The sequence below is a fragment of the Halomonas sp. KM007 genome (assembly GCF_050709225.1).
GTDB classification, from domain to species: domain Bacteria; phylum Pseudomonadota; class Gammaproteobacteria; order Pseudomonadales; family Halomonadaceae; genus Vreelandella; species Vreelandella hamiltonii.
The window spans coordinates 1525224-1547628 of the sequence record NZ_CP136131.1 but is presented as its reverse complement, the minus strand read 5'-3'; the positions used below and the strand labels follow the sequence as shown (position 1 = coordinate 1547628).

The following is a 22405-nucleotide window of genomic DNA, read 5'->3' as shown; positions in this document are numbered from 1 at the left end:
TCAGTCCAACCGAACGACTTTGAGCGATTCAATGCCTCGGTTATCAACAATCTTCACCGCAATACACTGGTTATCGCCTGGCTCAAAAGGCAGCGATTTCGTGCCGTGGTACTGGTCGAGCAGCGACTCATTGAGCTCAGCACGAATGTCTTTCTTCAGCTTGTACCAGCCGTCTTTCTTGCCGGCCATGGGGAAGAAGACTTGGCGAGGGTAAAGCGAGCGGTCGTCGTAGTCGGTATCCAGCTCCCAAACTGCAATGTCACGCTTGCCACCGGACTTCAGCTCACCGGTTTTGGTATCAAAGTAATCGAAGCCATGTACTTCTACCTGTAACTTGCCACCTTCTAGCTGATGAACTTCTACATCCGGTTGACCCATGAGCCAGAAAGACTGGTTGCTGCGGCTATTTTTCTTCAAATCTTCGGTCAGCAAGTCAGTGTTCATCTGTACCCGCAAGGCCTGAATGCCTCGGATACTGTCGATATCTTTAGCGGCCTCAGGGTCGAAGGTGAAAGCACAGAACACCAGCAGCTTAGGAGTAGGGAAAAGGTCACCCGCTTCATTCTTGGCGATCTCTACCTGACGCTGCTCCAGTGCGGCATATTCAGGCCCAAAGCTAACGGCAACTCGCTCACCGGTATCGGCCACAGTGCCTACCGCATGCAAGTATTTGGCATCTGGCAGGGTTTCCAAATCCATCAGCTTGAGTAATTGGCCGCCTTTACCGCGTATACCCGCCTTTAACAGCTCATCCCGCCACTGGGCATGGCGTGAGGTCGCACCAGAACGGGCAACAGCTACATCGGCCTCTTTGGGTTGTTCCGCCTCATCTAAACCAAGCACGGTAGCAAAAGGCACGGCTTCGACGGTGAAGGGGCCGGTAATGCGCAGCTTATCTTTGCTGGCTTCGGGTTGATCGTAGAGGGTTTCCTGGCCAGCGTGGTTGGCGATACTTTCATCCATTTTTCGCTGCATGGCTTGGCGTGCCGTGTGGAAAGCATCAAAGCTAGCTTCTGCTTTAGCTGGCCAGTCGGTAGGAAAGTCGAAAGGCACTTCCCATTCCAGCAGTGCGTTAACCAGTACCGTTTCCCCAGAAGGTAACGTCACGGTTTTGCTGTCGGATGCAGAGAAATCAACCTTATCACCCTTGCGGCCACCCTCAGAAACCTTATAAGTCAGCGGCTCACCTTTGAGTTTGCTGTTCAACTCGGCCAAGGCTTGCTCAATGGTCGGGTGGTGCTGCTCATAGATCTGATCGATCTCAGGGTTATTGGCAATCGATTTGAGGGTGATATGCGGCACGGTCTTGTAGATAAAACCACCGCTCAACCCTTCCTGCGGATACTTGAGTTCAAAGTAGTCGTAGCTGGCGGTCATCAGGCGCTGCTTGGCTAGGGTTACAGCCACACGGGAGGTGTCACAGGTAACCCAACGCCTGCCCCATTTCTCGGCCACATAGGCGGTGGTGCCAGAGCCGCATGTGGGGTCGAGAACAAGATCCCCTGGGTCGGTCGTCATTAAAAGGCAGCGCTCGATAATAGCCGCCCCAGTTTGAACAACGTAAACTTTTGGATCTGAGCGGCTTTGTACGCCTCCTCCAATATCTGTCCACATAGAAGTGAGGCGTACCAATGGGAAATCATCAAAATAACGAACGTAGCTCAAGCTTCCATTTGACGTTTGTCCTGTCCTTGAGGCTTTAATAAGCCGATTCATTCCATTCGGAACCGATGCCTTCCAGTTATTGCTTTGCCCTGGGTGAAAAAAAGATCCTTTGTATATTATTGGTTTCGTTGTTTTTTCACGGAAACCAGATGACACAATCGTATCAAACCTGAATACCTTATTTATCTCTGTAGGCAATGCCTTGGATTGTGGTGTTCTCTTCCCAAAAAAACTCTCAGCCTGATCGTATTTCGAGGATGGATCATCTTCTTGCGTGGCTTTTCGATTGAAAAGAGGACGATATTTCAAAGATTTTCTACTTTTTCCATACCAAATAACGAAGTCACCAGCTCGGCTAAGCGTATCGCTAGTGAAAGATCCGGCAGTCTGGTAATGAATTAAAGATACGAAATTGTCGTCTCCGAAAACTTCATCTAATAAGCTTCTAACTCTGTGGATATTCTCATCTGAGATCTGCACAAACACTGAACCACTGTCACTCAGCAGCTCCCTAGCCAATAACAACCGATCACGCAGGTAGGTGAGGTAGGAGTGAATGCCCAGCTCCCAGGTATCCCGGAACGCTTTGATCATCTCCGGCTCTTGGGTCAGGTCCTCATCCTTACGATCCTTCACATCCCGCTTGTGGGTGAACGGCTGAAAGTTGGAGCCGTATTTGATGCCATAGGGTGGGTCGATGTAGATCATCTGAACCTGCCCCGCCATGCCTTCTTTCTGCAGCATGGAGTTCATGACCAGTAGGGAGTCACCCGCGATTAGGCGGTTGGCCCAGTCACGTTCATGCTTATAGAAGTCGATAGCTTCACGCAGGGGCAGGTTTTCAAACGGCGCATGGAAAATATCCGGCTGAAAGGCACTGCCGCTTTTCTGGCTGGCTTTCATACGCTTTTGAACTTCACCTAAAATAGTCGCTGGGTCGATCCGCTCGTGCACGTGCAGAGAAACCGTATCCACGTCAAAACTGGTTCGTTCAGCTTTGCCTGCCCACTGAAGGTACGGCGACTGCAAGCGCTTTAGCTCTTCTAACGCTGCCCGCATCTGCTCTTGATCACCAGACGCTAAAGCATCATCAATCAGCGTTTCTACCTGGGCACGGCTAGCGGAGGAGTCAAACTGTAGCTCAGGGTCTAAGTGGGGGTCATACGCCCAAGTGGTTCGTTCTTCCACACCATCGCTGGCGGTATCCACCATACCCACGTGCGGGTTGTTCTTGCGCTTTTCATCGTGGCGGTAGGAAAGCACCTGAGCTTGGTCGGCCTTCTTCTGACGGGCTTTGCTGGTAGGAGCTTTCCTGGTGGGTGCTGATGCCAGTGGCGGTTCAGCAGGCACCTCCTGCATTTGCAGGGTGAGGTCGGGTTCTTTGTTGGCAGCCTCTGATGATTGAACCAAGAAAACTGATCCCCCTCGACCACGTCCTTTACCCAGCGCGCCTTCCTCCACCAGGGCGTCGCGTACACGCTCAAAGGCGCTTCTATCGATGCTGCTGTCTTGATGAGTAATCAAGCCCAGTAACTTGACGTTACCTACGGTAGAGCCGTCCTGTGGAACGCTTGAAAGAATTAACTCACGCAGTTGGGTATCGGTCAGGCTCATGGGGGCATCCCTGTCATACATCTGAAGGTGTCATTAGGGCGAAATAGTGCCTGACCCACCAGGAAATGAGAAGGCGACGGCTCAATGCAACGATGGCTTCGGTACCCAACCCACTGTTTTGGGACTGTCATGAGCACCAACCTGTACCTGGCAATTAGTCCAATGCTACGAAATTTTTCTAGGTTAAATTAGATTATGAGAATATGATTTCTCACCCTCTTAAGGAGAATACTATGGGACGGTGGATCGTGCTGTTGGGGATGGTGGTATTATTAACCCGGCAATAAAATAGCTATGATGCGGCGTATCGAATTGACGGGGCTTTGAAGTATTTCGCGACTCGCCTCGGGAGCTTCTGAAGCTTCCGAAGGTGAGACATCGCCTTCCTCTTCAGCTGGTCTCTGCTGCGCGCCGGAGTACCGCTATGCACGCCGGCTTTGAGGTCGCAGTTCAGATACTCATCGGGGTTCAATTCCGGCGAGTAGGGTGGAAGGTAGAACACTTCAATCTCATCCCGATGCTCCGCCAGCCAGGCCTTGACGATCTTGGCGTGATGGACCTTGAGGTTGTCCAGGATCAGGAAGACCTTCCGCTTGGCATCACGAATCAAGCGCTTCATGAAGTCGATCAGAATTTGCGCATTCATGGTGCCGTCGAAAAACCGGAACCGTACCTTGCCCTGGTTAGTGACGGCGGAAATGAGATTGATCGTCGCTCTTCTCGCATTGAGCCGGAGGATGGGGGTGACGCCTTGAGGTGAGTAGCCACGCACATGCTGGCTATCGCTACGCAACCCGGTCTCATCGCCCCAGTAAATCTCGGCATCTTCGGCCTTGGCTCGGGCATGAATGGTTGGGTAGTCCTCCTCCAGCCAGCGCTTTACTTCGGCTGGACGCTGCTCATAGGCCTGCTTCTTGGGCTTCTGAACAGTGAACCCCCAGCGTTTCAGATATTCGCCAATGGTGCGAATTGGCACCCACTTCCCGGTTTCCAGCTTGATCAACTCCTGTACGGCCTTGCGTGTCCACAGGGCATACTGAAGCTTCAACTGGTCAGGTGTCTTGTCGACCAACATGGCCTGGAGTCGACTTTCTTCATCAGGGGTGAGCTGGCGGCCAGAGCCCTCTCTTCGCCCACGAACCTGGGCGAGCAAGGCCTTTAGACCGCCTTCACGGTATTTCGTAAGCCACCGCCGACGGTGAGGGTGAACGCCAACCTCCTTGGCGATCTCTTTGTTCTTCATCCCACGCTTGGAAAGGCGAACCGCAAGTTTTCGCTTTTCTTCCTGAGCGGCGGGATGGAGTGTGCGAGCATCTTCTCTGTTCATGCTTAAGCATTATAGCATAGCTATTTGGATGCCGGGTTAATAACAGGGTGTGCTAGTAGTCCGCGACAGGCTCCTGAACTACCAGAAACAAGCTATCGGCCTATGGCCGAATCCTGGGTAAAGCTCCAGCGGTGTATTGAGCAAGGCCATCTTTCCCCCGAAATCAGTGCATTAGGAGAAAGGTACGCCAATGGGGCGTTTACGGACTATAGCTACAATGTGGGGCGCATGAATGCCCTCATTAATGCGGTTTATCGTGATACGCCTCGTGTTCATAGGGGACACTGTAACAGTCTGGCTTCGTCCATAGCAGGACGAAAACAACAAATCGACATGCACAACGCCCAAGTCGATCAGAACCGCCAGGCTCTCCAGAACCAGATCAATCAGATCAACCAGAACCGGCCGGTCATCTGTAACCGCGTCGGCACTTACACGATGTGCCAATAAGGGAAGCTACGAGCATGCTTGACCAGTTAAAAGACCTAGTTGAAAAAAAAGGATGGATTCGGTTGTGGTTAGTCGTTGGTCTGGTCATAGGCCTCATGGGCCTATTTGCTGGAAGCGAAGGATTGCTTTTTCTAGGGATGCTAGCCATTGGTTTAGGCTGGGTGTTGCGTTGGGTGGTGCGAGGATTTGAGTAGCACTGCCATATATAACGGCAGCACCTGGCGAGGAAATTGTATTGTCATCGTCAAGGTGACAGGTCGTCACTGTAACGATGACAAAATGGCTGACCTCAGAGCTCAGCCGCTAGGTTTGAAACGCTCGCGGTAAAATTGCTCCCATCATCCACCGTTTGGAAACCATGCCTATTTGCAAACCCTTGGATCGATGAGGTCTTGCCTTGCTCGATCCCAATGACATCGTAGCGATACTTCTGGGCGAAATCGACAAGCAGTTTCAGTAGTGCGGTGCCATGGCCTTGTCGAGTTTTATCGAAATCAATACGGGCAAGGATCAGGGCTCTGCCTCCCCAAAACTTATCCTCATGTTCAAAAACTCTGATGTAAAGGTCGAATTTTTTACGCTTGGCGGTGATGTTGGTGTTGAGGCTGGAGCAGAAGGCGCATGAGGTTTTATAGCCAAACCGGGCCATCAAAAAACTATCGAGGCGAGTGCATAAGGCGTCTACGTCTGAAAGCTCACGGCGGTCAAGAAGGGTCGTCATGTTGAGGGCCTCAGCCAGAAAGGGGGGGGGATGAAATATCCTATCCAGCTGTGGAACCAAGCAGCAATATCAAAGAAATGAACCAGGCGTACCAGGCATCTAGTACCAGCAACGCAGCCCTATACTCTTGGTTCTAGCAGTTCGTCCTCCTCAACTGAGGAATGGATATGGGGATATCTACAGGTTATTGGCCTTGCCTGCATCCACCCACCCTGGTTGTGTGTGGAGAGTATCAAGCGACTCCTTGCTCAGGGAAGGTGAAGCCAGTGCTGTTCTGTGGGTAGAGGGTTAGCAGTGTTTGCGGAAAAGTACACCTGCCCTTATGGAGTTCTAAGGGCAGGTGTACTTTTTTGGCCACCCCCAAGCTGGCTGACAACTTTGGTTTCTCTTTGCCTCACCCCTCTTTCCCCTGCGGTGCCGGAACTGGCGCAGCAGACACTCCGCCGCTAAAGCGGCGGTCTCTACTGCTTGTTCCTTACCGCTGGGGAAAGAGGGATGCGCTTCTCGTTAGTTTGGTATTTTTTCAAATAAATCAGTGGCTTGGTTTTTTTTGGTGTTGTTGGTGCCTGGAAAAAGTACACCTTCCCTTAATGCACCTTTAAGGGAAGGTGTACTTTTTGGCTACGAAAAAACAGTGGCCAGTAGAGGACAGAAGTCAGAAGTTGATGAATAATGCTCCTCTTTTTTTCTCAGCATGGCACCCATAATGATCCAAGAAATTCTGCATGTAAGTAAGCGTTCATTCCAAGACGTAGTTGACCTACTTCACGTCACGGAGGGGCCTTAATAACTCCGGCGAGACCTTGTATTGCTTCCTGCCATCCTCGCCCAGCACGATCACACTCTTGCGGTTGATCTTGGTGACGATTCCCAATACCGGGCCTTCCCGGCCCTCGAAGGTCACTTTCAGACCAACCCGCAACCGACTCAAGGCTTGCAGGGTTTCCTGTTCTTGCAGTTCATCAATGCGCTGGCAGATATACTGGTTCAGTTCCAGCAACTGGTCGATGCTCATGTCTTCAATGCGCATGAACGGTGACCCCGGCTGTGGGTTCTGGCGAGCAGGATGACGTGGATCGATCAGCGCCCGTAACGGGTTCTCGGCGAACCGGATTTTCCAGAGTCGGGGCGTCAGGTCGCTGACTTCAAGGGCCGGGTGCTGGCTGATGCGTTGCAGCACGTCCACCAGATATGTGTACGGGGTAATATCGTGCAGCTTGCAGGTGCTGATCAGGCTCTGGATGATACCCAGGTGTTCCGCACCCAGTTCAGTCCAGCAGAACATCCAGTTTTTCTTGCCCATGGGAATGGGCCGCAAAGCCCGTTCCAGGTGGTTGGTGTCTGGCTGCACGTCCGGGTTTTCCAGGAACACGGTCAGGCTCGCTTCCCGGCTGAGCACGTAGTTCAGGGCCCTGGTCAGCGGGTCGCTGGGCAACAGACCGCCTCGCTCCAACTGATCCCGGCACCACTGGAAGAAGTCGCTGACCACCGGCTTCGAGTGATCCAACCGGTACTGGCGTTTCTTCTCGCCAGTTAGCCCCTGAGCTTTGATGGCCTCTTCATTCCGATACAGCATCGCGATCCGTTGCAGGGCCTCGGTGACGGTCTCAGGATGATCTTTCTGTGCTTCGATAAAATAGCGGCGACCATGCACCCAACATTGGGCATGGGTGACGTTCTCCTGGGCCGCGGCATAACGGGCATAGGCCGCATAGCCGTCACTGATCAGGGTGCCGCTGAACGATTCGCTGAGTACCTGCTCAATGTGGGCGCGACCACGGCTGTTCGAGTAGGTGAACACCACCTCGTCGGCATCGCCGTATAACGGCCAGAACCAGCCAGTTTTCATCTTGCCCTTTTGCGGGCCTGCGCGCCCCTGGTGGCCGGCCTTGATGGGCGTTTCATCCATCGCCAGCACCCGGCTGCGCAACACGTTGTCGGTCTGGGCATCCACGATGGGTCGCAGCAGATCGATGGCACGCTTGACCAGGTTGGTCAGGGTGCTGCGACTGACGGTGATACCGGCTTGCCGGATGCGTTGGTGCTGACGATACAGCGGCAAGTGGAACTGGAACTTGTCGACCAGCAGCCCGGCCAGCAGGCTGACATCGGCCAGGCTGTTATCCAGTACGTTGAACGGGGCTGGTGTGGTAATGGGCTTGTCGCTGCCCTTACGCCGGAACACCGGGCGTTCGCACTTGAGCACCACATAACTGGAGGCCCGCTGGGCCAGCCGGAAGGTAGTCTTGCTGCCAATCACTTCGTACTGATCGGCCTCCGGGCCGGTCAGCTCTGGCGGCAGGTGCTCAACCACTTCTACCGGCACATCGGCAGTAAAGCGCAGGCCGGTGTCGTTCAGGCAGTCGTCATCCCGCTGTTTCTTGCCAGTGCCGCGCTGATAGGCTTTAACCGTGCGCTTCTCATTTTTCGGCGGCTGCGCCGGAACCGGGGCGTCATCCGACGCGAACAGGCTATCCTGCCCAGGCAGGTCAAACACCTGCTTCTCGGACTTGGGGCCGAACAGCTGCTTCTTGAACCAGTCCAACTGCCGCTGCATGACCTGAAGTTGTTCACGCAGCAATGCATTCTCCTCGGCCAGGGCCGAGTAAGAAGGCGTGTTGGAAGAGGTAGTGGAAGCCGTTGAATTCATCGCCGATATTATACCGGAAGTCCGTCTTCTATACCCCTCGAAAACGCTTGAACTGGCGGTATTTCTGCACCTCGATGCCATCGATCAGCAGTTGCAGATCCGTCAATGTCAGGGGGCGTTGACCGGAGGCGGATAACGGCACCCGGAACTGGCCCTGCTCCAGGCGCTTGGCCCACAGGCAATATCCGGTGGCGGTAAAGTACAACATCTTCATCTGGGTCTTGCGCCGATTGACGAAGACGAAATACTGACCGCTGAGCGGGTCGTGCTTCAACTGATTCCGGACCAGGGCACTCAGGCCCTGAACGATTTGCGCATGTCGGTAGGCTCGGTGCACAGCCAGATGCGGGCCTGGCTATCGAGCCCGATCATCCGTGCTGGCTCAGCCGGAGTTCAACGCCATTACCCAGGCTGAGCACAATGTGCCAGCCTGGGCCGGAGGAGTGCGACGAGCCCATCAGTGACGACAAATCCAGAAAACTGGCTTCACTGGACCCTGCCGAATCATGGGTCGACGGATCGGACAGACGCTTGCGCCAGTTGCAGAAACTGGCGTAACCAATGTTCTCTTGTTTGCAAAACTTCGAAGCTGACAGACCACAGTCACGCTGCTGATCAACCAGGGTCTGCCACTGTTCGGGTGTGCGGTGCTTTCTCATGGGGATAACCTCGTGTTGGAAAGTGCGAGGTTACTGTAGGGCGATTTTCAGCAGGTTGGCAGAACGTCGTGGAATGAACGCTTACGGCAATTCAGCTATCGATCCATTCCCGGCCTGCGCCAAAGGCTTCTCCTATGGGGCCTAGCGCAATCGGTAGCGTCACTAGAAAAAGGATCATGATCTCTGCCGATGTGAAAAATATGGTGGGATCCATTTGGTGGCCCAGCTTTCGCGCAAGTGCATCCATCGTTACGTATCCCTGAATTGTTGTAACCCTGTCTTTAAAGCCAGACCTTAAAACTAGTCTTTAAAACCAGCCTTTAAACAACGTAGGAGCTATATGTGGATAACGCCAAGCGGGGTGGCCGGAGAGGGGGGCGGTTAACACTATGACGACCGGGTGACATACACGTTTCAATCGTATGTCATTAAAAGGTAAGTCCTTGATATTGGGTGAGCGACACCGTTGGCACTGCATAGAGGAGGCTATAACGGAGCTGAAATTATCATCAAAATGACATTGTCTAGACAACTGGTGTTCATCTGCTTCCACCAGAATGGCGCTATTCCTAAAGGAGAAGCGTCATGTCTATTCCTACTATTAACGCTGAAGGCTTAAACAAGTCGTTTGGACACCGTCAGGTGCTAAACGACGTCAGCTTTCGCGTTGCAAAAGGCGAGATGGTTGCGCTGATTGGGCCATCCGGCTCAGGCAAGTCCACGTTACTACGCCATTTGGTCGGTCTGACCTGCGGAAACCGTCATCAGGGTGGCCGTGTGTCGCTGATGGGTCGTGAAGTGCAGGCGAGCGGGCATTTGCGCAGAGCCGCTCGCATCGAGCGCTGCCGCACCGGTTATATCTTTCAGCAGTTCAATTTGGTAGGGCGTCTCAGCGTACTGACCAATGTGTTGGTTGGGCAGTTGGGTAGCATGTCGCGGCTAAGAGCTCTCTTTGGCCGCTTTACCGAGCAGGAGCGCCAGCGTGCGCGTGCTTGCTTAGCCCGAGTAGGGCTGGAAGAGCTCATTGACCAGCGCGCCAATACGCTTTCGGGTGGACAAATGCAGCGGGTAGCCATTGCCCGGGTACTCATGCAGGACGCCGAACTGATCCTGGCGGATGAACCCATTGCTTCTCTCGACCCGCGTAGTGCCCGCGAGGTCATGGAAATTCTCAGCCGCATCCACGCTGAAGATGGCCGCACTGTCGTCGTCACCCTGCACCAGGTCGATGTAGCGCGTCGCTATTGCCACCGTGCCGTTGCGCTCAAGGATGGCCGCTTGTACTTCGATGGCCCCATTAACGAACTCACCGATGAACGCCTACAAGCGCTTTACGAAAATGCCGATCTTGATGAGCTCCGCGCAAGCGAAGCCTCAAACGGCGAAGCGCTGTCCAGTGATCGCAGAGATAGAAGGCCACATACCGTCGTAACGCCGGTGCTGGGCTGATACCTGTGCCGATCACGTATGAAACTTGCCATTGATAACCCTATTACTCTGGAGAGACACCCATGACGTTTAAATATCGCCGTTTGGTTCTGCCGCTGATGGCGGGAATTGGTCTGGTGGCTAGCGCTCAGCTGTTCGCCGCCGAAACGCTCAAGTTTGGCATTATTTCTACCGAATCGAGCCAGAACCAGCAACCTATGTGGCAGCCGTTTCTGGATGATATGTCACAGAGCCTTGGGGTAGAAGTTGAGCCCTTCTTTGCGACCGATTACGCCGCGGTGATTCAGGCAATGCGCTTCGATCAGATCGATCTCGCCTGGTACGGCAACAAATCGGCGATGGAAGCCGTCGATCGTGCGGGTGGCGAGGTGTTTGCCCAGACGATCCCTGAGAGTGGTGAGCCAGGGTATTGGAGCTTGATGATTGTGCATGAGGATAGCGACCTGCACAGCATCGAAGACGTATTGGCTAACGCATCTGATCTCGTCTTTGGTAACGGCGATCCCAATTCAACGTCTGGTTACTTGGTGCCCGGTTACTACGTGTTTGCCCAGAATGACGTGGATGCTTCTTCTGCCTTTAAGCGCACCTTGAACTCCAACCATGAAACGAACGCGCTTTCGGTCGCCAACCGACAGGTCGATGTGGCGACCTTCAATACCGAGAGTATGGCGCGCCTGGAGATCACCGCACCTGATAAAGCGGAACAACTTCGCGTGGTGTGGACATCTCCGCTGATCCCTTCTGATCCCCTCGTATGGCGCAGCAACCTGCCCGAGGAGACCAAAGAGAACTTGCGCGACTTCTTCTTCAATTATGGCGAAAGCGAAGAACAGAAGGAGATTTTAGCCCCACTGCAGTGGAGTCATTTTGCTCCTTCCAGCAACGATAGCCTCTTACCGGTTCGTCAACTTGCGTTGTTTAGTCAGCGTGCTGATATCGCCAATGACCAGAGTCTCTCTGACACTGATCGTGAAGCGCAGCTAGCGGCGTTAGATGAACAGCTGGATGCGCTCAATCAACGCCTCAAGGAAATGGAAGAGGCTGAATCGGACGCTCCCTCTGTGGCCAACGCCGAATAACGCTCAAGCACCTAATTGATTATCCACGGCGGGGGATCGCTGGCCGATCCCCCAGCCCGGAGAGACCATGAATACTCACGCTTCTCAAATGACAGCACCGCTGCAGCGCCGACGCAGCTGGTTTTCGCTAATCGCCTGGGGTGTGTTACTGGGTGTGCTGGCCTGGTCCTGGCAGGGTGCCGAAATGCGCCCCAGCTTGCTGGTGACGAATGCTGACAACATGGCCACATTGGCTGGGGATTTCTTTCCCCCCGCGTTCGGCAATCTGGGTCATTACATCAATCAAATGTTGATAACGATCCAAATCGCTATTTGGGGCACATTGCTGGCCATCATTGTTGCGGTGCCCTGCAGCCTGCTCTCTTCCGAAAACTTGGTGCCCTGGTGGGTTTACCAACCGATGCGTCGCCTCATGGACGCGTGCCGTGCCATCAATGAACTGGTCTTTGCCATGCTGTTCGTGGTGGCTGTGGGGCTGGGGCCTTTTGCCGGCACGCTGGCACTGTTTGTACACACAACGGGTGTGCTGGCGAAGCTGTTTTCAGAAGCAGTGGAAGCCAGCGATGCGGGCCCAATGGAAGGGATTCGCGTGACAGGAGCAGGGCGTATCGAGGAGATCACGTTTGGACTGATCCCTCAGGTACTGCCGCTATGGATATCGGTCAGCCTTTACCGCTTCGAGTCGAATATTCGTTCTGCCACCGTACTCGGCATGGTGGGTGGCGGCGGCATTGGGGTGGCGCTGTGGGAAACCATGCGCGGATTTCAGTTCGCTGAAACCGCCACCATCATGCTGGTCATCATTGTCGCCGTCACGTTGCTTGATGTGGCCTCCCAGCGTTTACGCAAGCGCTTCATTTAGCTTGGCAACCCAGCGTCTATTTGGCAGGAGTATAAATGTCTAGACAACTGATACAGCGCCACCATCAGGAAGCGAGCGAGCCGCGCTATCGCCAATTGGCCACGATTCTGGCCCAGGAAATTCGCAGCGACCATAGCGCCGGTGACCAGCTACCCAGCGAACAGGCATTGGCCAAACGCTTTGAGGTAAATCGCCATACGGTTCGCCGGGCGCTGGATGAACTGGTCGCGGCCGGCATGGTGACTCGCCACCAAGGGTGGGGCACGCAAGTGGTAGACCGGCGATTGGACTATATGGTGAGCGCCGGTAGCAAGGTCACCCACAACCTGGCGGAATTGGGGCTTAACACCGAAACACGCTGTTTAGATCAAGGGCTTTTGCGACCGCCAGAAGCTATCGCTCAGCGCTTTGAACTGGCTGAGGGTAAGTGTCTGTTATGCGTGGATACGCTGCGGCTTGTGGATGGTGCTCCGCTGCTTCATTTGCGTCATTGGTTCGATGCCACGCGCGTACCCGACTGGTGTGAGCGTTATCGCGGTGGCTCTACCCGCGCAGTGCTTGACCAGCACTATGGCCTGCGACTCACCCGCGCCGAAGTGCGCCTGGAGGCAGTTCAGGCGGACCGTGACGATAGCCGCTTACTGCAGTGCCCTCAGCTTGCGCCGCTATTGATTCTGACCAGCGACAACGTCGATGAATCACGGCGCCTGGTGGAAATTTCCGTCAGTCGCGCCCGGGCCGACCGTGTCGCCTACCACTTCGATTTTCCGAATGAGCGCTAACTCAGGGTCGGCCTTCACCGATCTGACAACGACGAGGAACAATGATGACTCCTGAACAGCGTCACCGCATTCTCGCGCTGACACCTTTAGAGCGCCTCAATGAAGGCTGGCTGAAGCTTGGTATCAAGGCGACTCATCGCTGCGTACGCGGGCCTGAAACCGGGATGGTCATGGTGCGTGGCCGTATAGGCGGGACGGGCAATGCTTTTAACCTGGGCGAGATGACCCTGACCCGTGTCAGCGTGGTGCTCGATGAAAACGCGCCCGATGGTGGCGACATCGGCCATGGGTGGGTCGCGGGGCGGAGCCGTGAACACGCGGAGTTAATCGCCTTGATCGACGCTTGCGCCCACAAAGCGCACTGGGCGCGACGCATCGATGCGGAGCTGATTGAGCCACTGACTCAGGCGCTAGCGGACGAACGCGCTGAGCGCTCCCAGCTTGCTGCGGCAACGCGGGTCGATTTTTTCACAATGGTGCGAGGGGAGTAGATATGCACGACATCACGATGGAGCTCTCGTCGGAACAATCACCTCATGTGCCCAAGCCGCATCAATGGCCAGCATTGAAGGAAGCGGTTCACCACAGCCAGCAGCTGTTCCGACAAGTATTAAGCAGTATGGCCGAACCTGGCACCTTTGCTGAGGTGGACCTGGCACCGCTACCGCAAAACGTTGCGATGTCGCCCGCTGCCTGGGCAGTGCTACTGGTACTGTGTGACCTGGATACACGGGTATGGATTGCTGACGAGCTAAACCGTGATGGTTTAGCTGAGGCGGTCGCTTTCCATACCGGGGCACGCATTGTGAGTCGCGCGGAAGAGGCTGATTTTGCGCTTGTGGTGCCATCGACCTGTCAGGCAATGCCGCGCTTTTCTGAAGGCAGCGATATCTACCCTGACCGGAGTACCACGCTCATCGTGGTGCTGGAGTCCTTGGCGGAAGGGCGTAGTGATGCCAGCCGCCGCGGCAAGACATGTTGGCAATTAAGCGGACCCGGCATTTTAAACCAGCGAGTGCTTGAACTCGATGACACGGCCGAGGCGCTAATGCACCGCCTAGCGCTCAACCGCGCAAGCTTTCCACTGGGTCTCGACACGATTCTTACCTCGGGATCTTCCCTAACGGCCATTCCCCGTAGCACTCGTATCCAGAAGCCGTTGGAGGGTGCATCACCCACTCCCCTTACTCATCCAGCCAAGGAGCGCGTCTGATGTACGTTGCCGTTAAAGGAGGCGAGCAGGCCATTGCGAACGCCCACCGCTGGATGGCGGACCGCCGTCGAGGCGACCGACACCAGCCTGAACTGCAGACCGAACAGATTCGTGACCAGTTGGGGCTTGCGGTGGATCGCGTCATGGCAGAGGCCTCACTGATGGACGTTGAGCTTGCCGCGTTGGCGTTGAAGCAAGCCAGCGGTGACCTAACCGAAGCAGTGTTTCTGCTGCGTGCCTATCGAACCACGTTACCCCGGCTGGCCGACAGCGTGCCGCTCAAAACAGAGGCCATGCATGTCGAGCGGCGTATCAGTGCCGCCTTCAAGGATGTGCCTGGCGGGCAGGTGCTGGGGCCAACCTATGACTACACCCATCGACTGCTGGATTTCATGCTGCTGGCCGAAGGGGAGATTCCTGATCCGGAAAGAGCCCAGGCAGGGCTTGAGGCTTGCCCCCAGATCCTGGATTCGCTCGATGCCGAAGGATTGATTGAAAAAGAGCTGGACGATGGCGCCGAACCCTACGACATCACCAGGGATCCCCCCGATTTCCCCGTTGACCGAGCCACGCGTTTACAAATGCTAGCGCGAGGCGATGAGGGTTACTTGCTGGCGCTGGGCTACTCGACTCAGCGTGGCTATGGCCGCAACCACCCCTTTGCTGGCGAGATTCGTCAGGGCACCGTTGAGGTGGAAATCGAAGTGGAAGGCTTCGATGCTCCTCTCTGTATCGGTGAGGTCATGATCAGCGAATGCCAGATGATCAACCAGTTCGGCGGCAGCCGCGAAAAGTCGCCACAGTTTACCCGCGGCTACGGTTTGGCCTTTGGTCGCAATGAGCGCAAAACCATGGCGATGGCGTTGATCGACCGCTCCTTGCGCGCTGAAGAGCTTGGCGAACCGGTACAAGGGCCCGCCCAGCAAGCCGAGTTCGTGCTTGCCCATGCCGATAACGTCGAGGCCTCGGGCTTTGTTTCTCACTTGAAGTTACCGCACTACGTCGATTTTCAGTCGGAGCTAGAGCTGTTGCGCCGCCTACGCCGGGAGCACGACCTCCGCGAACCCTCAGAGCAGGAGCGCCCCGTATGACTCTCAGCGTTGATGACCAAGGTGGTCTAGCTTACAGCGGCTATAACTTTGCCTACTTGGACGAACAGACCAAACGTATGATTCGCCGCGCACTGCTAAAGGCTGTGGCGATTCCCGGCTATCAGGTGCCTTTCGGTGGTCGCGAAATGCCGATGCCCTATGGTTGGGGCACCGGCGGGATGCAGCTTACCGCCAGTATCCTCGGCGCTGACGATGTACTTAAAGTGATCGATCAAGGCGCCGATGACACGACTAACGCCGTCAGCATTCGCACATTTTTCGAGCGTGTGGCGGGGGTTGAAACCACCACCAGCACAGCGGCGGCTAGCGTTATCCAGACGCGCCATAGAATCCCGGAGCGTCCCCTTTCTCGACACCAGATCCTGGTGTTCCAGGTGCCCATTCCTGAGCCATTGAGATTTATCGAACCGAGCGAAGAGGAAACTCGGGTGATGCACGCTCTCGAAGAGTACGGCGTGATGCACGTGAAGCTCTACGAAGATATTGCTCGCCATGGCCATATCGCCACTACCTATGCCTATCCGGTGAAGGTGGATGAACGCTATGTGATGGATCCCTCGCCCATTCCCAAGTTCGATAACCCTAAACTCGATATGAATGAGGCGCTTATGCTGTTTGGCGCTGGGCGTGAGAAGCGCCTTTACGCGATTCCTCCCTATACCCAGGTCAAGAGTCTCGATTTCGAGGATCACCCGTTCGAGATCCAGTCGTGGGATGAGGCATGCGCGTTGTGTGGAGCTTCGGACAGCTACCTAGATGAGGTCATTACCGATGACCAAGGCGGGCGGATGTTTGTCTGCTCAGACACGGATTACTGCCAGCAATGTCGCGGGGAGGTGGCATGAAACGCCCACAGCTAATACGCCCGGCACTGCTTGAAGCACGCAATATCACTCGTCTATACGGCCCCAAACAGGGGTGCGAAGAGATTGATTTCACACTGCACCAGGGTGAAGTGCTCGGTATTGTCGGTGAGTCCGGCTCGGGCAAGTCGACCTTGCTGAGAGTGCTTTCAGGGCTTGAAAAACCGGACAACGGCCAAGTGATTTATCACCGTTCTGAGCCATCTTTTTCTGAGCTTACTGGCACAGAGCCTGCTCACACAGGGCTATGCGGAGCCGAAGGGGCACTTGATCTCTACGCCATTAGCGAGGCACGCCGCCGCGCGCTACTGCGAATGGAGTGGGGGCTAGTGCATCAAAACCCCCGCGATGGTCTGCGCCTTGGTGTCTCCGCCGGTGCCAATGTCAGCGAACGCCTGATGGCGTTGGGGCAACGCCACTATGGCAATTTACGCGCCGCAAGCCAGGACTGGATGGGCCGTGTGGAACTGGACCCACGACGTATCGATGATGCGCCACGTACCTTCTCTGGCGGGATGCAGCAGCGCTTGCAGATCGCACGCACCTTGGTGACCGAGCCACGCTTGGTATTCATGGATGAGCCCACCGGCGGGCTCGACGTGTCGGTACAAGCGCGTCTTCTCGACATGCTCCGCACCTTGACCCGGCAGCTTGGGTTATCGGTGATTCTGGTGACTCATGATTTAGCCGTTGCCCGCCTGCTGGCCCACCGACTAATGGTCATGCGGCAAGGTCGGGTGGTGGAGACCGGTCTGACCGACCAGATTCTCGACGACCCGCAGCACGACTATACCCAACTACTCGTCTCATCGGTGTTAACACCATGAGCCGCACTGATGTTCAGGATCTCATGTTCAGGAGCCTGCTATGACGGCGATAAGGCAACCTTTTCTGAGCGCGTCGGCGCTCGACAAGTCCTTCGTGCTACACGCACAGAGTGGCCAGCAGTTAGATGTGATGCGCGGTCTCGAGCTGAGCTTGATGCCCGGTGAATGCCTTGTGCTGGCCGGGCGCAGTGGTATCGGTAAAAGCACGCTGCTCAAAATGGTGAATGGCAACTATCGTGTTTCCGCGGGTCGGTTGACGCTGCACTTTGATGACGGAGAGCTGGAACTCTCCGACCTGCCCGCCCAGGCCTGGCACGTGCTTCGGCGCGACGTGATCGGCTACGTCAGTCAGTTTCTACGTGTGGTGCCCAGGGTCTCTGCGCGGCAGGTGGTGATGGAACCACTGCTATCGCAAGGCGTTGCACTGGACGGAGCGTGTCGCCGAGCCGAGGCACTGCTGGCAAGGCTCAACCTTCCTAAGCGGCTATGGGATCTAGCACCGGGGACGTTCTCCGGCGGTGAACAGCAGCGTGTGAATATCGCTCGGGGCTTTATCGCCGAGCACCCGTTGCTGTTATTGGATGAGCCTACCGCCTCGCTGGATAGCGCCAACCGCGATGTGGTGGTTGAACTCATTCAGGAGGCCAAAGCGCGCGGTACGGCGATGCTGGGAATTTTCCATGATGAGGATGTGCGTGAACGTGTCGCTGACCGCCAACTGCCACTGGAAGAGCATATGTTGAGAGCGGGGGACGCCTCAACCGCTGTGAACAATGATGACCAGGAGTCACCACGATGAGAGCTAATGAACAGGTTCTGACCAACGCCCGCTTAGTGCTAGATGACGATATCGTTCATGGCAGCTTGGTGATTCAGGCAGGGCGCATCAAGGCCATCGAGCAGGGTACCACCACGCTGCCCAGCGCCATCGACTGCGAAGGCGACTTGCTGATCCCTGGTCTGATAGAACTGCATACCGATAACATGGAGAAGTATTTTCAGCCGCGACCCAAGGTATCGTGGCCATCGCGCTCGGCTGCCTTGGCCCACGATGCCCAGATGGCAGCAAGTGGTATTACTACGGTGTTTGATGCTGTCTCCATCGGCGATGTGGATGACCAAAGCATGCGCCAAGAGGCGCTATATCAAATGGTGGAAGCGCTAGCTAACATCAACCGCAGCGGCATGGCGCGGGTAGACCACCGTTTGCATCTACGTTGTGAAGTTTGCCACCCGGATACGCTGGCACGCTTTCAGTCCCTTGCGGATACACCTGGGCTTGGGTTGGTATCGTTGATGGACCACTCGCCAGGGCAGCGCCAGTTCGCCAGCCTTGACGCATACCGGGTGTACTACAAGGGCAAACACGGTTTCGATGACGCTAGCCTTGACGCGTTCATCGAGCGCCAGCAGGGCTTTAGTGCTCAATACTCAAGTGCCTACCGTAAAGCGATTGCTCAGGCCTGCCATGAGCGTGGTCTGGCGCTCGCCAGTCATGACGACGCCACGATAGAGCACGTGGCCGAAAGCCTTGAGTACGGCACGCAAGTGGCGGAATTCCCCACCACTTTGGAGGCCGCTCATGCTTCTCATCACCACGGCATGGCCGTGATGATGGGCGCGCCTAATGTGGTACGCGGAGGTTCTCATTCGGGCAACATTGCTGCCAGCGAACTGGTGCGGCTCGGTGTGCTCGACATTCTTTCCTCGGACTACTACCCCGCTGCGCTACTCGATGCGGTCTTCCTGATCACCAAGATGGAGGATGGCTATGACTTACCTCGCGCCGTCGCCTCTGCCTCACGAAAACCTGCCGAAGCGGTGGGCTTGAGTGACCGTGGGCGCATTGCCGAAGGGTTGCGTGCCGACCTGATTCGTGTGCGTGAAGTCGATAGCCATCCTCTGGTTCAGAGAGTGTGGTGTGCCGGTAAGCAGGTGCACTAATGGGCCGCTTGATCTACCTGATGGGGGCTAGTGGCGTCGGTAAAGATTGCCTGCTGCAAGCTGCCCGCCGTGCGCATCCAGAATGGCTGGTAGCTCACCGCTATCTCACCCGGGAAAGTAGTGCCACCGAGGATTGCGTCGCGCTCAGCGATGCTGAGTTCTCGGTGCGTAGTGAGTTGGGGATGCTTTGCCTTGCATGGCAGGCCCATGGGCTCAAGTACGGCGTTGGCGTAGAGGTCGAAGCGTGGCTCGGCAGAGGCACTACGGTGCTGCTCAACGGTAGCCGCCGGGCGTTGCCGATGGCGCTTGAACGCTTCGGTGATGCACTGGTGCCCGTCGTGATCACTGCACCCCCGGAAGTGTTGCGCCGTCGGCTGATGGGACGTGGGAGAGAGTCGATCGATGAGATTGAGCATCGACTCAAGCGCCATCAGGAAATGGAGCGTGAATTGATGGACGCCTTTCCTGGCGTCGCCCGAGTCAATAATGGGGGGCGACTTGCGGACAGCCTTACGGAACTGACAGCGGTGATCAAGGGATGTTCTGCTCAGGCCTGATGGCCTGGGACTTCATAGCGGGAGAGCTATTGATGGAGTTTCGTTTTGGCGGTACCGGCGATAGCGCCCAGGTGCCACGCTTTGGATGTGACTGTGAGGCCTGCAGTCGGGCTAGAGTGTTTACTAGCTTGCAGCGTGGCCCTTGCTCGGCCGAGGTACGGGTCGATGGCAAGCTCTACTTACTCGACGCTGGGCGCATGGACTTGGCGCACAGTTGCGAGATCGAACGGCCGTCGGCTTTTCTGATTACGCATTATCATGCCGACCATGTTCAGGGGCTTTTCCATTTGCGATGGGGAAGCGGAGAATCGATCCCCGTGTATGGCCCTAAGGATGCCCATGGCTGCGCCGATTTGTACAAAAATTCTGGGGTGCTGGATTTCCAGCCCGGTCTCAAACCTTTTAAAGCCATTAAATTCGAGAGCTTAACGGTGACACCCGTACCGCTTAAGCATTCGAAACCAACATTGGGCTACTGTCTTGACGACGGAGGAACAAGGCTTGCGTATCTCACTGACACCTGCGGTCTGCCAGCTGAAACGGAACGCTTTTTACGCAGTTGGAAGCCTGACGTGGTGGTATTAGATGCCTGTTACCCCGCCACCTATCAGGCACCGCCCAATCACAACACTATTACCCAGGCACTGGAGATTATCACCCGACTCGCTCCCCCACGGGCGTATCTCACTCACATTGGCCATGACCTAGACGCCGAGTGTTTGGCAAGCCCGTCGCGTTTGCCCCCAAATGTGCATATCGCCCGAGATGGAGAGAGTCTTAAAGAGTGGTTGGTGTCGCCATAAAAGAGAGCGGTAGCTTGCTGTAGGGTCACGTGCAAATACTGATTTTGAATACCATTATTTCTGATGCTGGCCGACCATATAGAATATCTTTAAGGAAATGCTGAACAGTTCATTTCTGGGCAACTGAAGCGGTCAATGGGCCCGTGTATTGTCTCCGCGATCACTATTTAGCCACTACCGGTGGCTTTATTACCGAACAGCTGTGTTTTCGGCTGTCAGGCCGAATTTCAAGACCCACTAACCCCATGAGCGTGTTTCTGGCATCGTCCAGCTAGTACGAGGTTCTGTCTGAAAAGTCATAATTGCTATGCTGTCCCTGTGTGTTGAGCAGGAGACTGTCATGGCAGGCCGTTACGAACTTACCGATCAGCGCTAGCTAATGATCAAGGACATCGTTTCTCCACCGCAGTCGATGGGACGTCCACGCCGTAATGATCGCCGTATTTTATGTATTCTCTGCTCCGGGGCACAGTGGCGCGATTTGCCGAAGCGTTAAGGCCCCTGGAAGACCGTCTATTAGTGCTTCCGTCATTGGCGTGATGACGGTACCTTCGACCGGATCTTCAACGCTGAGCAGGTCGAAGGGATGCCAGAACACCACTACCAGACCGCGGGGACGGTGCTCATCCGGTGCAGCGCATCGCACGCGCCGATCATCGACAACCTCCAGCGCCGCATCCGCGAGATCACCCAAATCCAAAGCCTGATTGACCCCGAAATTCTTCAAAAGGTACGGCGCACCCTTGAGTCTATCGAGTCCCCGGTCAGCAATGAGGCCGTCAATCGGGCCGTCGATAAAATTCGCTCTTTGCGCAACCAGCTCGCCCATCGCACTTCGTCCCAAGAAACGCCGCGTGCCCCAAGACCAGCCTATCGGCTGGAGGATGATCAAGATGGCTGGTGTCTCTATCCTTGATGTCCTGCTCTATGGGGAGCCTATCGGCACGCTTACTAATGTCGGCGGAGACCGGACGATTTTCGCCTTCAACGAAGCCTATATCGACAACCCTGACAGGCCGACCCTGGGACTGGCCTTTAAGGACGAATTCGGCGCGCTGCTTACGAATTTCCGAGCCTATCAGAAGCGCTTGATGCCGTTTTTCTTGAATCTTCTACCTGAAGGCCATCTGCGTAAATACCTTTCAGAGAATGCGGGCGTCAATCCCGAGCGCGAGTTTCATCTACTTTGGCCGCTTGGTCACGACCTGCCCTGAGCGGTCACGATCAAACCCGCCGATGGCGAGGCAAGGCCGCCGGTTGGTGGTGAGAGTACCGGGGCCGGTGAGGCCGAAGTAGATCGCCGCGAGAACGCCTTGCGGTTCTCACTTGCAGGGGTGCAGCTCAAATTCTCGGCGGTTCTCGCGCCGACGGGGGGCCTGACTATTACCACATCTGGCGTTGGCGGCTCATGGATCGTGAAACTCCCATCGCGCGAGTTCGAAGGCGTTTCCGAAAACGAATTTTCGATGATGACGCTCGCGCGCCCCACTGGAATAGATGTCCCGTCGATTGGTCTTGTCGATGTCGGCAGCATCAAAAAAAGGCCCCTGCCGGAGCCAATGAAAAGGAACAAATTAGAGGGAATTAGGCCTTCCATGGGGGGTGACATCCTTGTCTAGAGGCTCCATGCCATAACATGGATTAACTTAGTCGAAATTTTGCGCCGCATCAAATTAGACATCTATGGTTTAGCGCGTGCTGTCGTTTCTTCATCTGTAAATTCGTTTGGTCTACTACGCACCTTACCCAGCCCTGTTGTCATCATATTTTAGTGCTCAATCGTAAATGTGGCGCCATCCCCATCGGATAATGCCGGAGCAAGCCT

Annotated in this window: 23 protein-coding genes and 2 pseudogenes; 19 read left to right on the top strand and 6 right to left on the bottom strand. The window is 55.5% G+C overall.

Features of this window, described 5'->3' with window-relative positions:
* Both RVM27_RS07200 and RVM27_RS07195 read right to left on the bottom strand, forming a co-directional pair.
* Positions 1-3279, bottom strand: a complete 3279-nt coding sequence (locus tag RVM27_RS07200) for a site-specific DNA-methyltransferase (protein ID WP_498939879.1) — start codon at positions 3277-3279, stop codon at positions 1-3.
* A gap of 292 nt (positions 3280-3571) precedes the next feature.
* Positions 3572-4606 carry an IS630 family transposase gene (locus tag RVM27_RS07195; protein WP_498957652.1) on the bottom strand — a complete coding sequence of 345 codons (1035 nt, stop codon included), beginning with the start codon at positions 4604-4606 and terminating at the stop codon, positions 3572-3574.
* A gap of 102 nt (positions 4607-4708) precedes the next feature.
* On the opposite strand from RVM27_RS07195, the gene RVM27_RS07190 reads away from it, so the two are divergent.
* Both RVM27_RS07190 and RVM27_RS07185 read left to right on the top strand, forming a co-directional pair.
* The gene (locus tag RVM27_RS07190) at positions 4709-5056 is read left to right on the top strand and encodes a hypothetical protein (protein WP_498939880.1); all 348 of its coding nucleotides are present in this window, start codon (positions 4709-4711) and stop codon (positions 5054-5056) included.
* Between the two features lie 14 nt (positions 5057-5070).
* A complete protein-coding gene (locus RVM27_RS07185) occupies positions 5071-5250 on the top strand; it encodes a hypothetical protein (protein ID WP_193461377.1) in 180 nt (59 codons plus the stop codon).
* Between the two features lie 95 nt (positions 5251-5345).
* Here the strand turns inward: RVM27_RS07185 and RVM27_RS07180 are convergent, their stop codons facing one another.
* The 4 genes and pseudogenes from RVM27_RS07180 to tnpA all read right to left on the bottom strand — a co-directional run bounded on the left by RVM27_RS07180 (position 5346) and on the right by tnpA (position 9086).
* Positions 5346-5777 carry a GNAT family N-acetyltransferase gene (locus RVM27_RS07180; protein WP_193461376.1) on the bottom strand — a complete coding sequence of 144 codons (432 nt, stop codon included), beginning with the start codon at positions 5775-5777 and terminating at the stop codon, positions 5346-5348.
* 1084 nt (positions 5778-6861) lie between these two features.
* A pseudogene (gene tnpC / locus RVM27_RS07175) lies at positions 6862-8427 on the bottom strand (IS66 family transposase); the annotation flags it as partial.
* 28 nt (positions 8428-8455) lie between these two features.
* The gene (tnpB, locus tag RVM27_RS07170) at positions 8456-8764 is read right to left on the bottom strand and encodes an IS66 family insertion sequence element accessory protein TnpB (RefSeq protein WP_498957651.1); all 309 of its coding nucleotides are present in this window, start codon (positions 8762-8764) and stop codon (positions 8456-8458) included.
* A gap of 31 nt (positions 8765-8795) precedes the next feature.
* Complete coding sequence (gene tnpA / locus RVM27_RS07165) at positions 8796-9086, bottom strand: IS66 family insertion sequence element accessory protein TnpA (RefSeq protein ID WP_498957650.1); 291 nt, start codon at positions 9084-9086, stop codon at positions 8796-8798.
* Between the two features lie 585 nt (positions 9087-9671).
* On the opposite strand from tnpA, the gene phnC reads away from it, so the two are divergent.
* From phnC to RVM27_RS07080, 17 genes and pseudogenes are all read left to right on the top strand, one after another.
* Complete coding sequence (phnC, locus tag RVM27_RS07160; protein WP_498939884.1) at positions 9672-10535, top strand: phosphonate ABC transporter ATP-binding protein; 864 nt, start codon at positions 9672-9674, stop codon at positions 10533-10535.
* A gap of 62 nt (positions 10536-10597) precedes the next feature.
* Positions 10598-11617 carry a type 2 periplasmic-binding domain-containing protein gene (phnD, locus tag RVM27_RS07155; RefSeq protein WP_498939886.1) on the top strand — a complete coding sequence of 340 codons (1020 nt, stop codon included), beginning with the start codon at positions 10598-10600 and terminating at the stop codon, positions 11615-11617.
* Positions 11618-11684: 67 nt separating this feature from the next.
* Entirely contained in the window at positions 11685-12479 is a 795-nt protein-coding gene (gene phnE, locus RVM27_RS07150) for a PhnE/PtxC family ABC transporter permease (protein ID WP_498939887.1), read from the top strand.
* A gap of 35 nt (positions 12480-12514) precedes the next feature.
* Positions 12515-13261, top strand: coding sequence for a GntR family transcriptional regulator (phnF, locus tag RVM27_RS07145; RefSeq protein ID WP_498957649.1), 747 nt, complete (start codon positions 12515-12517; stop codon positions 13259-13261).
* Between the two features lie 41 nt (positions 13262-13302).
* Entirely contained in the window at positions 13303-13752 is a 450-nt protein-coding gene (gene phnG, locus RVM27_RS07140; RefSeq protein WP_498957648.1) for a phosphonate C-P lyase system protein PhnG, read from the top strand.
* A 2-nt stretch (positions 13753-13754) separates the two neighbouring features.
* The gene (gene phnH / locus RVM27_RS07135) at positions 13755-14474 is read left to right on the top strand and encodes a phosphonate C-P lyase system protein PhnH (RefSeq protein ID WP_498939893.1); all 720 of its coding nucleotides are present in this window, start codon (positions 13755-13757) and stop codon (positions 14472-14474) included.
* The gene (locus tag RVM27_RS07130; protein ID WP_498939895.1) at positions 14474-15565 is read left to right on the top strand and encodes a carbon-phosphorus lyase complex subunit; all 1092 of its coding nucleotides are present in this window, start codon (positions 14474-14476) and stop codon (positions 15563-15565) included. The genes phnH and RVM27_RS07130 overlap by 1 nt, the downstream gene beginning before the upstream one ends.
* Positions 15562-16431 (top strand): alpha-D-ribose 1-methylphosphonate 5-phosphate C-P-lyase PhnJ, encoded by an 870-nt coding sequence (locus tag RVM27_RS07125; protein ID WP_498939897.1) that lies wholly within the window; start codon positions 15562-15564, stop codon positions 16429-16431. Before RVM27_RS07130 ends, RVM27_RS07125 begins: the two co-directional genes overlap by 4 nt.
* The gene (phnK, locus tag RVM27_RS07120) at positions 16428-17276 is read left to right on the top strand and encodes a phosphonate C-P lyase system protein PhnK (RefSeq protein WP_498957647.1); all 849 of its coding nucleotides are present in this window, start codon (positions 16428-16430) and stop codon (positions 17274-17276) included. The genes RVM27_RS07125 and phnK overlap by 4 nt, the downstream gene beginning before the upstream one ends.
* Before the next feature lie 40 nt (positions 17277-17316).
* Positions 17317-18075 (top strand): phosphonate C-P lyase system protein PhnL, encoded by a 759-nt coding sequence (gene phnL / locus RVM27_RS07115; RefSeq protein WP_498957646.1) that lies wholly within the window; start codon positions 17317-17319, stop codon positions 18073-18075.
* On the top strand, positions 18072-19220 hold the full coding sequence (locus RVM27_RS07110; RefSeq protein WP_498939903.1) for an alpha-D-ribose 1-methylphosphonate 5-triphosphate diphosphatase: 1149 nt from the start codon (positions 18072-18074) through the stop codon (positions 19218-19220). Before phnL ends, RVM27_RS07110 begins: the two co-directional genes overlap by 4 nt.
* Positions 19220-19777: a ribose 1,5-bisphosphate phosphokinase PhnN gene (gene phnN / locus RVM27_RS07105; RefSeq protein WP_498939904.1), complete on the top strand. Its 558-nt coding sequence runs from the start codon at positions 19220-19222 to the stop codon at positions 19775-19777. The genes RVM27_RS07110 and phnN overlap by 1 nt, the downstream gene beginning before the upstream one ends.
* A 32-nt stretch (positions 19778-19809) precedes the next feature.
* Positions 19810-20580, top strand: a complete 771-nt coding sequence (phnP, locus tag RVM27_RS07100) for an MBL fold metallo-hydrolase (RefSeq protein WP_498939906.1) — start codon at positions 19810-19812, stop codon at positions 20578-20580.
* A gap of 379 nt (positions 20581-20959) precedes the next feature.
* Positions 20960-21097 (top strand): annotated as a pseudogene (locus tag RVM27_RS07095) (transposase); the annotation flags it as partial.
* Positions 21098-21166: 69 nt separating this feature from the next.
* The gene (locus tag RVM27_RS07090) at positions 21167-21496 is read left to right on the top strand and encodes a hypothetical protein (protein WP_498939908.1); all 330 of its coding nucleotides are present in this window, start codon (positions 21167-21169) and stop codon (positions 21494-21496) included.
* Positions 21474-21794 carry a HipA N-terminal domain-containing protein gene (locus tag RVM27_RS07085; RefSeq protein WP_498939910.1) on the top strand — a complete coding sequence of 107 codons (321 nt, stop codon included), beginning with the start codon at positions 21474-21476 and terminating at the stop codon, positions 21792-21794. Before RVM27_RS07090 ends, RVM27_RS07085 begins: the two co-directional genes overlap by 23 nt.
* A gap of 120 nt (positions 21795-21914) precedes the next feature.
* Positions 21915-22199 (top strand): HipA domain-containing protein, encoded by a 285-nt coding sequence (locus RVM27_RS07080; protein ID WP_498957754.1) that lies wholly within the window; start codon positions 21915-21917, stop codon positions 22197-22199.
* Positions 22200-22405 lie beyond the last annotated feature (206 nt).